The following is a 12,776-nucleotide window of genomic DNA, read 5'->3' as shown; positions in this document are numbered from 1 at the left end:
GCACAAGAGTTGGAAGACAAACTTCGGGCGCTGATGTCCGATACACCGGATGTTGTCAGTAGCGTCGGCAGTGAGGGGGCGGGATATATCGCAAGATCGAATCTTGGCAAACCAACAAAAGCGCGGTTGAGCCGTATGGCGGCATCATCGCGCCAGTGGTTTGCCTCAAACGGGTCGACCGAAAAATTTGGCCGCCGTCTCAATGCGATCATCGGACTGTGCGAAGGGCGCCACCGTGCCCCGCTCAACGTGCCGCGTGACCAAATTATTGCGATGCTTTTTGATCCGCAATACTACCTCAGGCGCTATCCGGATATTGCCACCGCGGGAGTTGACCCCCTGCAGCATTTCTTGTCGAACGGCGAAAATGAGTTGCGCAGCCCAAACCCTCTTTTCGACGCCAATTACTATTTGTCCAACCTGACAGTTCAAGAGCGAAAATCTGCAGCGCCGGCTCCCTTGATACATTATGTTTTGCGCGGTGAAGCGCAGGGATATTTTCCCCATCCGCTTTTTGACCCAGCCTTTTGCAAAGTCTCAATCGAGGAAGCAGGGGCGGATGATCCCGTCACGGGAAACATTCTCGCGCAGTATTTACAGCGCAGCGACCAAATTGCGCCGAATATGTTTTTTGACCCGCGCTATTATGTGCGGCAAATGCGACTACCGGTTAAAGGTCAGCCCCTCTTGGCGCATTTCCTTGAAAGTGGCATTCAAAAAGGAACCTGCCCGCATCCGCTGCTGCATCCCGCGTGGCTTTCGCATGATCCCGAAGTACGCCCAGGCGCGCTCCTACAGTTTCTGACACATCAGGAAATGGGGCGCGATCAAGCCAAGGTGTCAGGCCTTTTTGAGCCTGCGTATTTCTGTAAGGATCAGGACTTGGCGCGCTATATTCTGGCCGCGCTAAACTCGCTTTGGGCGCATCTCATCGAAGGCAATCAAATCGGTCGTGATCCGCATCTTTTGATTTCGGTTGAGCACGTTGTGCGGTCTAGACCAGACACATTGAGGACGCAGGAAACAATTGTTCAACTGGTCGCCACGAATAAACTGCACGCTGATACCCATCCGTTGGTTCAAAGAAGCCATATCCTGACCCAAGCGCCTTATGCGGCTAATATTCACGGGAGCATCCTTGAGTTTTTCCTCACGAATGGTGCATCTTTTGCGATTGATCCGCACCCGAATTTCTCGACACAATACTATCTTACGCAATACCCTGATGTCCACGAGCCAGGGGGTAATCCGCTTGAGCATTATTTGAGTTTTGGCCAATTTGAGGGGCGACTCCCGCACCCGATGTTTGAAGGGAATGCCGAGTTTGAAACCGCACAGGCGGATAGTTCCCAAGCGTCGCCGCTCCTTTGGCTTTTATCCCAGGGGACTCCGCATTTTCACTCGGACCCACATAGCAGTCCGGGAATTCCAACCTTGGGCCGTGAAGCGGCAATTCGTTTCTTTAGGCTTGGGCAAGACAAAGAATCCGCCTCTTTGCTCTATTCATCGCTTCATCACACCTCAGGTGGCGTTCATCCCACCCTCATTACCGAGGTTGTGCCCTTTAGTGTTGATCCCACAGACGCATCTGAGACGATTGAAATCTACCCTCAGGAAGCTGTCACCCTCCCGCGGCCATCAGTTGCATCCCATACCCATATTGCGCCCTCCAATGGCCAATATCTGGCACCCGCAGCGACAGCTTCGATATATTCGCACGCTACCTTGGTTGCGGGTAACGACGGGTTCTTAACGGACTTTGGTACCTGGGTTGATCACGGTCTTTTAAATTTGGATGTCGAAAAGATGTGTGTGAAGGAGTCCGGAGCCGTCGTGGCTGTGGAGCAGAACAGGATTCTCCTGCGCCGGTATTCGTCAGAAATGATTGTTGAAGACGGGATTTTTGCCTCAGGAACCTACAGCCACAATTATTTCCATTTTATCCTAGAAGTTATTCCACGTGTCATGTTGGCATGTGATATCGCGCCCGCGCATGTGCCGATCCTAACGGATGCCGAAATGCCGTTTCAGCATTATCAAGCGCTGCGGTATTTCTTTCCAAATCGAGAAGTCGTTCGCCTGTCGCGGCATGTCTCTGTGAGCGTCAATAAGCTTTATGTCGGCAGCATGGCAAATATTGTTTCAGACTACTTTAACGAGGGTGAGTCCAGATTCGACACAGTCCGTTATCACCCCAAGATTATCCAGCGGCTCGCTAAGTTTGGGCTCTCTGAGGGATGCCGTGTGGGCGCAAAGCGCCTTTTTCTGGACAACGGAAGTGATGATCAGCGAGTCGCGAACTTTCCGAAAGTCAGGGAGGCGCTTAACCAGCAAGGTTTTGAAAATCATACCTGTGTCGACTTGCAATTCTCCGAACTGTTGCGCCTGTTTGCTCAGGCAGGTGATATCGTTGGCCAGAGCGACGCGCATTTGGCCAACATGCTGTTTGCGCCAAAAGGGGCGCGTGTGTTTGCGCTGCTTTCAAATACACCCGGGACGAATTACTATTATTGGAGCGCGCTCGGTGAATGTCTTGGTTCGCACGTTGTCAATATTGCTGGCCCACGGATCAAAAGTTCCGCAATACGCGGTGTTCAAGGTTTTCAAGGCGTTTACGAAGACTTTTTCGTTCCGGTGCCGCTTGTGACGCCATTTTTCTCAAAAAATACAGCGGAAAAGAGACTTGAGGGTCCCCAGATGTCGGCAATAGATTTGCTCGACGACCTTTTGGAGGCAAATAGCAACGCGGGTGTGCTCACGAGTTCATGGGGCCTTATCTCGAAGCCAACTCCGGAGGGTTTCAGCGACCGGTTGGTCGCAATGCGTCGCCAATTGTTGGACCGTCTACAGAACGCCTCCCTTGACGAGGTTCAAGATTTATTGAAACACAGATTTTTCACAGATTACTGGGCGAATATCTGGTCGGGTTTCATTGCGTTGCAAGAGCATAATGCAGATGAGCTTGCGGCTATTGAAGACATAAAAGCCTACTTTTCAAAAGCGTCAAAGCAAGTTGCTGGCGATTTGGCCCAGGAGCCCGAGGTCGACGAAGAATTTGCGCGGATGCTTGCACTCGCGATGGTCCTTGTCACAACTTGGAAGTTGCCTCTGGTTTCTGATTTGAGATGCCTAGAGCCTTCTGTGCAAGATCTATACCTTATGTGGCTGACGGCGCTTACTTATCCGTATCTTGAGAGAGAAGACGCAATTTACGTCGCTTTTGCCGCTCGGCTGCTGGATTGGCTCGCAGTTCATCTTGATGAAAGCCGGCCAATTGCACAGCGCGAAAAGATCGCCGAGGTCGCGTCGCGCCTCGATTTAGGGAAAATGTTCCTCATCGATCTGCCCTTCGGTGACGTGCTGTTAGCTCGCAACAGATTATTGGAGCATCTCGCAGTAGTCAGCGATACACCAACTCGATCAACCGTGCGCCCGATGGATATGTCGCAGGGGCGCCTGCGGATAGGCGTTCTATGTCGTACCTTTGTTAAAGGCCCCGACAGTGAGGCTGTTGTCGCATTTTTCAAAAGCTTTGATCGCACTAAGTTTGAGGTTTTCGCCTACTCGATGAATTTTACAGACCGCGTCGTTGCGTCGGACAATAAATTCGACGAATTGTTTGACACCGTGATTGATCACCGCCGAGAGTTTTCAAGTAATGCACATGGGATGCGGGAACGGCTGCTTGCCGACGATCTGGATGTTTTCCTCTATGCGAATGCAACTACTTTTGGTGTAGGCGAACCAGAACTCGCGCTCTTTCATCGCATTGCACCGCTGCAAATGACGTTGAATTCACATGTTCCTATTGCGCCCGGTTTTGCCTCTTTTGACTATTGCCTGACGGGTCTTAGCGATGATCCCAAGTTCGATATTTCAGATGCCGCTCATCCCGAGCGCATTTTGCGGGTGGAGGGGCCGGTCATCAATTACATTAACTCCCTGACCCGAAGGCCACCAAGGCAATTACACGTGAGACACTTGGCCTTGCCGACGATGACGTCGTTATGATCAACACTGGGGCCTGTCAAAAAAATCGTAGGGAATTTCTGTTGACGATGTTGCGTGCGTTGGTGCGGGTTCCCAAAGGCAAGTTGCTTTTGGCGCCGTATAACCCCGGATGGGCGGGCCGTAGCCAAGCGTTTGAGTTCAATATTCAAGTTGCGGAGGCGGCCAAGGAGGTCGGCGTCTCCCTTGATCGGATCATAATCCTGAGCGAAATGAGTGTTGCCGAAGCTGAAACCGTTTTGTCCTTGTCTGATATATATTTGTCGTCCTTTCCGCATGGGGGAGCGACCATGACGCATCTTTCCTTGATCTACGGAGTTCCGCCGGTCGTTTTACGTCGTAGATCCACGCGCTCGATCGACCAATTCCTCGTTGGGTCCCTTGGGTTTGAGCAATTACTTACCAACACGCCAGATGAATATGTGGAGCTAGTTGGGAAACTGGCAGACGACACGGCAGGGCGTCGGAAGCTTGGAGCCGACATCAAAGCGGCTGCGAAGCATCCGGTATTTGTGGCGAGCAAGGACTTCTCAAAGTCGATGGAAAAGACAGTCCTCAATTGTTTGGCGGAAATAGAAAAGCGAAGTATTCAAATCGACACGGGTGAGATCTAGCCGCCACTTTCGAGTTCCTCTCCGCGATCTGCCTCGCATTTTGCCCTAAACTCGCGCCTCATCGGTGGCGCGCTGCAAAGCATGGATTCTTTTGTAGCATTCGCCAGCTTTTGGCACCGTCAAATCCTATTGCAAGCTTGACAGTGAATTTATTAATGTATACCTAAAAATATACAATAAGGAAAACGTCAGGGAGGACGTAATGAAAAACACATTCATTAAATTTGCAACCGCAACCGCAATGTTGGCTGCCATGGGGGCCGCTGCAACCGCACAAACTGTCTTGAAGTTTAGTCACACAGACAACCCAGGTGGGTCGCGTCAAGCAGCAGCAGAAGTTTTTGCCGAGAAAGTCGCGGAGTATACGGAAGGCCGCTATGAAGTGCGGATTTTCCCTTCAGGCCAACTCGCAAACGACCCAAAAGCGATTGAGCAACTTCAGCTTGGCGGGATCGACTTTACGGTTTCGGCGACGGGGTCCTATGCGTCCCATCTTCCATCCCTCAACTTGACGGCTATGCCGTTTCTCGTGGATTCCTACGAGCAAGGCTGGGATCTCTATGACAATTCCGAGTGGTTGACTGGCGAATTCGCGAAACTGCCCGAAAAAGGGTTTCGCGTTCTTTCGACGTGGGAAGCGGGTTTTCGCAGCTTCACAACCAAAGAACCTTTGAATTCACCTGCCGACGCCGTTGGCGAAAAAATGCGTGTTTTCCCCAACGATATGATCCGTTGGACCATGGAAGCGATTGGGTTCCAAACCGTTGTGATGCCAATCACAGACGTATACCTTGCGATCCAACAGGGTACGGTGAGCGGCCAAGAAAACCCAGTGGATACAATTAAATCCCTGCGTTTCTATGAGGTTGCGCCAAATATCACTTTGACCCGTCACGTGTACAGCCCGTTGCCTTTGACGATTGCTGAAAAAACGTGGCAGTCCTTCTCTGAAGCAGATCAAGCTGCCGTATTGCAAGCCGCAGTCGAGTCCGCTGCCTTTAGCCGCGACTTGGTGAAAAACTCGGTTGATAGTCAGTTGGCCGAAATGGTTGAAGCCGGAGCGACGGTCGTTGTTCCTGTGATCGGGCCCTTCCGCGACGCGGTTGCGTCAGTTTACGGCAAAGCGCGCGACGTTTATGGCGCCGAAGAAGTTGATAAAATCTTGGCCGATGCGGAAGCAATCCGCATTGCACTTCCAGCCAACTAAGTCACACAAATAATGTGACAGAGTCGGGGTCTAAGGGCCCCGACTCTTCTCTAAAGGAGGGGGCATGGATTACAGGCCAAAATATCCAACGGGTTTGCGCCTACTGAGCAAATCAATTGACGGTGTACTTTTTTTGGGTGGAACGGCAATCGTTTCGCTCGTTTTTGTTAACGCGTTTCTGCGCGGGGCTGCTGGATTTGATTTGGCATGGTCCCTTGAAATCACCGCGTTTCTTCTGCTTTGGACGACGTTCCTTGGATGCGCCGCAGCAATCGCACGGGGCGCACATATGCGCGTCACCGAAATTGTTGATAACCTTTTCTCGCTGGTAATGCGTCGCCGCCTCGTTCTTTTCATCGACCTTGTCGTTGCCGCCCTATTGATCAGTTTGATCTACACGGGCTTCTCGATTTCAAGCCACACATGGGCGCAAAAAACCACCGTTCTCTACTGGCCGGTTGGTCTGCTTTATGCGTCGATGCCCGTGGGAATGGCCTGCACCCTCTTGTTCCACGCTTTTAATATCGCAATTGACTTGCGTACTCCGCCAACTGACGCGGATTTGTCATCGAACACCGAGGCCCAAATATGATCCTTCTTTTTGTCGTAGCCGTCTTTCTTGTGACGGTGTTCATGGGGGTTCCGCTTGTTTGGGCGATCCTGTTGACGGCGGTCCTTCCGATCCTTGTTTTTGACTTGGGCTATCCGCTTCAGGCGCTCTATCTGAACTTCATCGGCGGTGTTGAACCCAACCACTTCTTGGCGATTCCGCTGTTTATCGTTGCAGGCGAATTGATGAGCCGCGGAGGCGTTGGCCTTCGGATTATCGGTTTTGCGCGGGCGGCTTTTGGCTTCATGCCGGGCGGTTTAGGTATGGTTGTTGTCGGGGCGTCGATGATTTTCGGCGGTATCTCCGGATCAGCGATTGCCGACAGTGCGGCCATTGGCTCCGTCATGATTAAGAACATGGCCAAGGAAGGTTATGACAAGGCGTTTGCGGCGGGCCTCGTGGCCGCAGCAGGCACAATTGGCATCATCATTCCGCCCTCCATTCCGATGCTCATCTATGGCTTTGTTGGCAACGTTTCGGTCGCCGATCTGTTCCTCGCGGGCATGGTCCCCGGTTTGATTTTCGGGCTCGCGTTTATGGGAGTGTGCTTTTACGTCGGGAAATCCACGGGCTGTGATCCGGGGGGGCGCAAAACGTCGCGCAAGGAATTGTGGAGCTCGTTTGTCGGCACGGCACCCGCGTTGTTTTTGCCCGTTTTGATCCTTGGCGGGATCTTCACCGGTTGGGTAACCCCCACTGAGGCTGCGGCTTTGGCGGTGGTCTACGGGCTTATCGTAACGATCTTTGTGTATCGCGATTTCCACATTCGCGACCTTCCAAGCCTAATGATTGATGCCTTTGTCACCAGTGCTGTTGTTATGGTTGTGATTGGCGCAACCACTGTTCTTGGATGGCTCATTACGCTTGAGCAAATGCCACAAATTCTGGTGGCTTTCGTGCAAGAAGTGTCAACCGGACCTTGGATGTTTTTGCTGATGGTTAACATTGTTTTGTTGATCCTTGGGTTGGTCCTCGACCCTGTACCAGCGATCCTCTTGACTGCGCCCTTGTTTCTTCCAACGGCACAGGCATTTGGCGTCGATCCCGTTCACTTGGGCGTAATTATGACCTGCAATGTTGCGGTTGGCCTGTTCACACCACCTGTTGGGGCCACGCTCTATGTGGCGTCGCGGATCTCTGGTGTGGGCGTACTTTCGATCGCACGGAAAATGGCGCCGATCTATTTGGCGGCCATCACGGCTCTTATGATCGTGACATATTTCCCAGCGGTCTCAATGACAGCCGTTCACTTGTTCCGTTAAGGGGCAGGCGACGACTGACTGAGAGAAGGGGTGGGCCGCACAATCGGGCCATGATTGGTCCGCCCCTTTTTGTTTTTAACGAGTAATTGATTACTTGGATTCTTGCATTTCCATGACTTCAATCCCAGCCTCATTGGTGAAGGCCAACATGGTGTCGCTGAGCGTGTATCCCGTGACCTGAAGGAGCGCTTCGGTAATGTCCCCTTGGAGCCTCATATAAGGGTCTTCGCAGGCCATCATGGTCGTTGGCATGTTGGTGGGAAACGTGATCGTGCCCTCGCCGATTTCGGCCTCCCCTCCGAGATTGTTGCAGGTGGTTTGGATGGCAAACGCACCGTTCTGCGCAAACTCTACCATCGGTACGCGATCTGCGACGATCACATTGCCGCCAATACTCGTCACAACCCAACTTGTGTCCTCAAGGGTCGCGCGAGGGGAGGGCATTTTTTGAACCACGATATCCACTTCGGATGGCGCGTCGCGCGTAATCACCAAATACGCGGATGTGGAGCGAAACAACACCTCGTCCATATGCTCAATTTCCGCATCCACGGAATAGGTAAATCGAGGGTCGATCATGTTGTCGTCATATTCCAAGCTGAACGGCTGTGGCACTCCGTTCAACGCATAGACCTTGGTCGAGAGTTCCATCGATGGCGCATCGGCGCGGGACACATCGAGCAGGCGCACGGTGAGCGTCGCCTCGGGCGGCAAGGCAATGCGCTCAAGATAGGTCACGGTGCCCGATACCGTTCCAGCGGTGGCGGCGAACGTGCTTAGGGCAACCGTCGCGCATGCGAGGCTAATCGTCTTGAAGGGGTAATCCATCCGATAATCCTTTTCTATGTTTTCATCAATAAAGATGGGCGTTGAAATTCAAATATCCAGCCTGCCGACGGTATATTCGCAATGTGGTTCACATTAAATGAGACGGATGGAACGACGCGCCTTTTTGCTGAATTTTGGTTTACGATTTTTGCCGTATGAAATGGGAATGGCTCGGCGCGTCTGGCAATAAACTGCCTTCTGCATCAAATTCTGTGTCCGCGTTAAAGACGATTTTTGGCAGGCTTTCAAATTGAGAATTCGTCTGTGCGTGGCCCTCAAGCTCGGACCGTAAGCGTGCTTTCAACGCCACTTCATTTGCACCTTCGTGATAGCCGTGAATGCCATGTAAAACCCGAGGCTCAAGGACGTCAAACCCGAGATAGCGCAGCGTATAGGCCAAGGGCCACAACAGCATTCGGACGTCGCCTTCCTTGCCGTTGAAGGCGCTTTCGGCGGAATTCGCCCCCGTGGTGGCGCAAAAAAGGACGGTTTTCCCTTCGCACATTCCGTTGTCAAAACGTTGGTCGATGGTGTGAAGCGCCCCTTGTGCAAAAACCCGATCACACCACCCCTTCAGAATGGCAGGCGGCGCAAACCACCAAATCGGGAAGTGAAAAATGATCCGATCCGCCGCACGGATCTTCGCAATTTCCTGCGCAACATCTTCTGGCAAAGAGTTCGTGTCCGCGGCGTCCTCTTGGGCCTTTAGAACGTCAGAATAACCATCCTTTCGGGCGCTGGCATAATGGTCGGCTTTCTCGCTGGGATCGAAGTTCAACGCATAGAGGTCGGACCACATAACCTCGTGCCCCTCGGTCTGTGATGCTTGCGCACTGGCCTGTGCCCAGCTGCTGTTGAAGGACTGTTTTTCTGGATGGGCAAGTACAATCAGGGTGCGGGGCATGAAGGTGGTCCTAGTGTCATCAAAGGCGAATTGAGAGGTTTATTTGGCGGTCGTATAGGTAAGCGTATGGAATCTAAATTTTGCGCGTCCCTGCTTGTCTGACGACTTCGGCGATTTGGGCGAGTTGATCGGACAATGGGTTGGTTTTGCGCCAAACCATGCCGATGGTCCGCGAAGGGCGGGGCGCGGCTAGACGGAACACCGTAACCGCTGCGGAGCTTGTCTCGATCGGAACGGCCATTTCGGGAATCAGGGTCACACCGATTCCCGCCCCAACCATCTGGACCAATGTCGATAGGGAACTCCCCTCCATGAGGTCGCGCGGCATAGTCGAAGACATCTTGCAAAACGAAATGGCCTGATCGCGAAAACAATGGCCTTCTTCAAGCAAAAGTAGCCGCATTTCGCGTAACATTGCAGAGTTCGGAACCGGTAAATCGGCGTCTTTTAGGGGCCGCACCAAAACGAATTCCTCCTCAAAAAGGGTCTCCTCATGCAAGGACGGTTCGGAAATCGGGAGGGCGACGATGGCGGCATCCATGCGGCCTCCGACCAGATCCTCAATCAGTTTTTGGGTTACCGCCTCGCGAGGGCGCAGGTCCAATCCGGGGTATTGACGGAAAAGTTCTTTGATGACATCGGCCAAAAGATACGGCGCAACGGTTGGGATGACCCCGATCCGAAGCCGTCCAATGAGCGGGGTTTGTGACGCCCGCGCCATGTCTTCAAGCTCGTCAACTGACCGTAGAATATCGCCCGCACGTTTTGCAAATTCCTCGCCAAAACTGGTTAGGCGAATTTGCCGCGCGCCGCGTTCGACCAGCGGAGTGCCGATCAATTGTTCCAGTTCTTTGATCTGAACGGAGAGGGCAGGTTGGGTAATGGCGCAGGACTCAGCGGCGTGCCCAAAGTGGCCAAATCGCGCGAGGGCATCGAAATAACGCAGATGTTTCATAGAGAGTCGACTCATTAGAAAATACTATCATTGGGTTTAGAAAATGCAATTTGTATTATGATTCTGGTCTGCTAGCTTTAGATGGAATGGATAGTTTCAGGGCGAGTTCTTGTAGAAGTACGAGCTACTCGCCTTGTCACCTAATTCAAGTAATGCAGCTTCTGACGGAGGAAAACATGGACGGTAATGATAAAGATACGGTCGGCAAGTGCCCTGTGATGCACGGCGGAAATACGGCTTCGGACAAGTCGGTTATGGCGTGGTGGCCCAATGCGCTGAACCTCGGCATTTTGCACCAGCATGATTCCAAAACCAACCCGATGGGTGCGGATTTTGAGTACCGTGAAGCCGTAAAAACCCTTGATGTAGAGGCGTTGAAAAAAGACATTCATGCCCTGATGACGGACAGCCAAGAGTGGTGGCCTGCCGACTGGGGGCATTATGGTGGCCTGATGATCCGCATGGCTTGGCACTCGGCGGGAACGTACCGTCTTGCCGATGGGCGCGGGGGCGGTGGAACGGGCAATCAACGTTTTGCGCCGTTGAATTCCTGGCCCGATAACGTTAGCCTTGATAAGGCACGTCGCTTGTTGTGGCCGATCAAAAAGAAATACGGCAACAAATTAAGCTGGGCTGATCTGATGATCCTAGCTGGTACAATTGCCTATGAATCCATGGGGTTGAAGTCGTTTGGGTTTTCCTTTGGGCGCGAAGATATTTGGCAGCCTGAGATCGACACTTACTGGGGTTCGGAAAACGAATGGTTGGCCGCGAGTGACAGCCGTTATGAAAACCTAGAAGATCCCTCCACGATGGAAAACCCGCTTGCCGCTGTGCAGATGGGCTTGATCTATGTGAATCCCGAAGGCGTGAACGGCACCCCCGATCCGCTCAAAACCGCGCTACATATCCGCGAAACCTTTGCTCGCATGGCCATGAATGACGAAGAAACCGTGGCCCTTACGGCGGGTGGTCACACGGTGGGCAAGACCCACGGTAATGGCGACGCAAGCCTCTTGGGCGACGCGCCGGAAGGGGCTGGCATTGAAGAGCAGGGCATGGGTTGGAAAAATTCGGTAGGCAAAGGCGTGGGCCGCGAAACGGTCTCGAGCGGAATTGAAGGGGCGTGGACGACAAACCCAACCAAGTGGGATAACGGCTATTTCGAGATGCTTTTCGGGTATGAATGGGAGCTAAAGAAAAGCCCTGCAGGCGCGTGGCAATGGGAGCCAATCGACATCAAAGAAGAGCATATGCCTGTTGATGTCGAAGACCCGACGATCCGCTGTATGCCCATCATGACCGACGCAGATATGGCGATGAAAATGGACCCGACCTATCGCGCAATCTCAGAGAAATTTGCCAAGGATCCCGCGTATTTTTCTGACACTTTCGCACGCGCTTGGTTCAAGCTCACCCACCGCGATATGGGCCCCAAAACCCGTTACCTCGGTCCCGACGTCCCACAAGAAGAGTTGATCTGGCAGGACCCAATTCCCACAGGGCAAACGGACTATGATGTTGAGGCAGTTAAGGGCCGTATCGCAGCGAGCGGTTTGACCCTGAGCGAAATGGTCTCGACAGCATGGGACAGCGCGCGGACCTATCGCGGCTCGGACATGCGCGGCGGTGCCAATGGTGCGCGCATTCGCCTCGCACCTCAAAAAGATTGGGAGAGCAATGAGCCTGTGCGTTTGGCGAAAGTGCTGGGTGTGCTTGAAGGCATTGCTGCAGAAAGCGGTGCAAGTCTTGCGGATGTCATTGTCCTCGCGGGGAATGTCGGCGTCGAGCAAGCGGCTAATTCTGCGGGATATCCGGTGTCGGTTCCTTTCGCTTCAGGGCGTGGAGATGCCACGGACGAGATGACCGATGCCGAGTCTTTTGATGTTTTGGAACCGCTGGCCGATGGCTATCGCAACTGGCTCAAGAAAGACTACATTGTCAGCCCAGAAGAATTGATGCTGGATCGCACGCAACTCATGGGCTTAACGGCCAATGAAATGACGGTCTTGGTCGGTGGCATGCGGGCTATGGGCACCAACTATGGCGGTTCAAAACACGGTGTGTTCACGGATCGCGCTGGTGCCCTTACCACAGATTTCTTCGTGAATCTGACGGATATGGCTAATTCGTGGCATCCCGTGGACGGAGGTACCTATGAGGTTCGCGACCGTTCTTCGGGCAAAGTGAAGTGGACCGCGACACGCATAGACCTCGTGTTTGGCTCCAATTCGATCCTGCGCTCCTATGCCGAAGTCTATGCGCAGGACGACAATGCCGAGAAGTTTGTGACGGATTTTGTCGCAGCTTGGGTGAAAGTTATGAATACAGATCGCTTTGATATAGCTTAATAAAACGGCATCCTTGGGCGGGTATTGCGCTCGAGGA

General features: G+C 52.8%; 9 protein-coding genes. 6 read left to right on the top strand and 3 right to left on the bottom strand.

Annotation, left to right across the window (positions count from 1 at the left end):
• Positions 1-33: 33 nt before the first annotated feature.
• The 5 genes from RC74_RS03725 (at position 34) to RC74_RS03705 (ending at position 7,701) form a co-directional block, all read left to right on the top strand.
• A complete protein-coding gene (locus tag RC74_RS03725) occupies positions 34-4,011 on the top strand; it encodes a glycosyltransferase 61 family protein (RefSeq protein ID WP_156477408.1) in 3,978 nt (1,325 codons plus the stop codon).
• Between the two features lie 41 nt (positions 4,012-4,052).
• On the top strand, positions 4,053-4,622 hold the full coding sequence (locus RC74_RS03720) for a tetratricopeptide repeat protein (protein ID WP_236940024.1): 570 nt from the start codon (positions 4,053-4,055) through the stop codon (positions 4,620-4,622).
• 202 nt (positions 4,623-4,824) lie between these two features.
• Entirely contained in the window at positions 4,825-5,829 is a 1,005-nt protein-coding gene (locus RC74_RS03715) for a TRAP transporter substrate-binding protein (protein ID WP_039001636.1), read from the top strand.
• Positions 5,830-5,893: 64 nt separating this feature from the next.
• Positions 5,894-6,421 (top strand): TRAP transporter small permease, encoded by a 528-nt coding sequence (locus RC74_RS03710; RefSeq protein ID WP_052274760.1) that lies wholly within the window; start codon positions 5,894-5,896, stop codon positions 6,419-6,421.
• Positions 6,418-7,701: a TRAP transporter large permease gene (locus RC74_RS03705; RefSeq protein ID WP_039001637.1), complete on the top strand. Its 1,284-nt coding sequence runs from the start codon at positions 6,418-6,420 to the stop codon at positions 7,699-7,701. The genes RC74_RS03710 and RC74_RS03705 overlap by 4 nt, the downstream gene beginning before the upstream one ends.
• 90 nt (positions 7,702-7,791) lie before the next feature.
• On the opposite strand, the gene RC74_RS03700 is transcribed toward RC74_RS03705, so the two are convergent.
• The 3 genes from RC74_RS03700 to RC74_RS03690 all read right to left on the bottom strand — a co-directional run bounded on the left by RC74_RS03700 (position 7,792) and on the right by RC74_RS03690 (position 10,403).
• A complete protein-coding gene (locus RC74_RS03700; protein WP_039001638.1) occupies positions 7,792-8,529 on the bottom strand; it encodes a YbaY family lipoprotein in 738 nt (245 codons plus the stop codon).
• Between the two features lie 139 nt (positions 8,530-8,668).
• Positions 8,669-9,433, bottom strand: coding sequence for an NAD(P)H-dependent oxidoreductase (locus RC74_RS03695; protein WP_039001639.1), 765 nt, complete (start codon positions 9,431-9,433; stop codon positions 8,669-8,671).
• A 73-nt stretch (positions 9,434-9,506) separates the two neighbouring features.
• Positions 9,507-10,403: a hydrogen peroxide-inducible genes activator gene (locus RC74_RS03690; protein ID WP_039001640.1), complete on the bottom strand. Its 897-nt coding sequence runs from the start codon at positions 10,401-10,403 to the stop codon at positions 9,507-9,509.
• A 161-nt stretch (positions 10,404-10,564) separates the two neighbouring features.
• On the opposite strand from RC74_RS03690, the gene katG reads away from it, so the two are divergent.
• Entirely contained in the window at positions 10,565-12,739 is a 2,175-nt protein-coding gene (katG, locus tag RC74_RS03685; RefSeq protein ID WP_039001665.1) for a catalase/peroxidase HPI, read from the top strand.
• The last annotated feature ends 37 nt before the right edge of the window (positions 12,740-12,776 follow it).

The sequence above is a fragment of the Falsihalocynthiibacter arcticus genome (genome assembly GCF_000812665.2).
GTDB lineage: Bacteria > Pseudomonadota > Alphaproteobacteria > Rhodobacterales > Rhodobacteraceae > Falsihalocynthiibacter > Falsihalocynthiibacter arcticus.
This window is presented reverse-complemented; position numbering and strand designations above follow the sequence as displayed.

Coding starts and splice junctions, on each gene's coding strand:
- RC74_RS03725 (WP_156477408.1), top strand. CDS start 34: ATGTCCGATACACCGGATGTTGTCAGTAGCGTCGGCAGTGAGGGGGCG.
- RC74_RS03715 (WP_039001636.1), top strand. CDS start 4,825: ATGAAAAACACATTCATTAAATTTGCAACCGCAACCGCAATGTTGGCT.
- RC74_RS03710 (WP_052274760.1), top strand. CDS start 5,894: ATGGATTACAGGCCAAAATATCCAACGGGTTTGCGCCTACTGAGCAAA.
- RC74_RS03705 (WP_039001637.1), top strand. CDS start 6,418: ATGATCCTTCTTTTTGTCGTAGCCGTCTTTCTTGTGACGGTGTTCATG.
- RC74_RS03700 (WP_039001638.1), bottom strand. CDS start 8,529: ATGGATTACCCCTTCAAGACGATTAGCCTCGCATGCGCGACGGTTGCC.
- RC74_RS03695 (WP_039001639.1), bottom strand. CDS start 9,433: ATGCCCCGCACCCTGATTGTACTTGCCCATCCAGAAAAACAGTCCTTC.
- RC74_RS03690 (WP_039001640.1), bottom strand. CDS start 10,403: ATGAGTCGACTCTCTATGAAACATCTGCGTTATTTCGATGCCCTCGCG.
- katG (WP_039001665.1), top strand. CDS start 10,565: ATGGACGGTAATGATAAAGATACGGTCGGCAAGTGCCCTGTGATGCAC.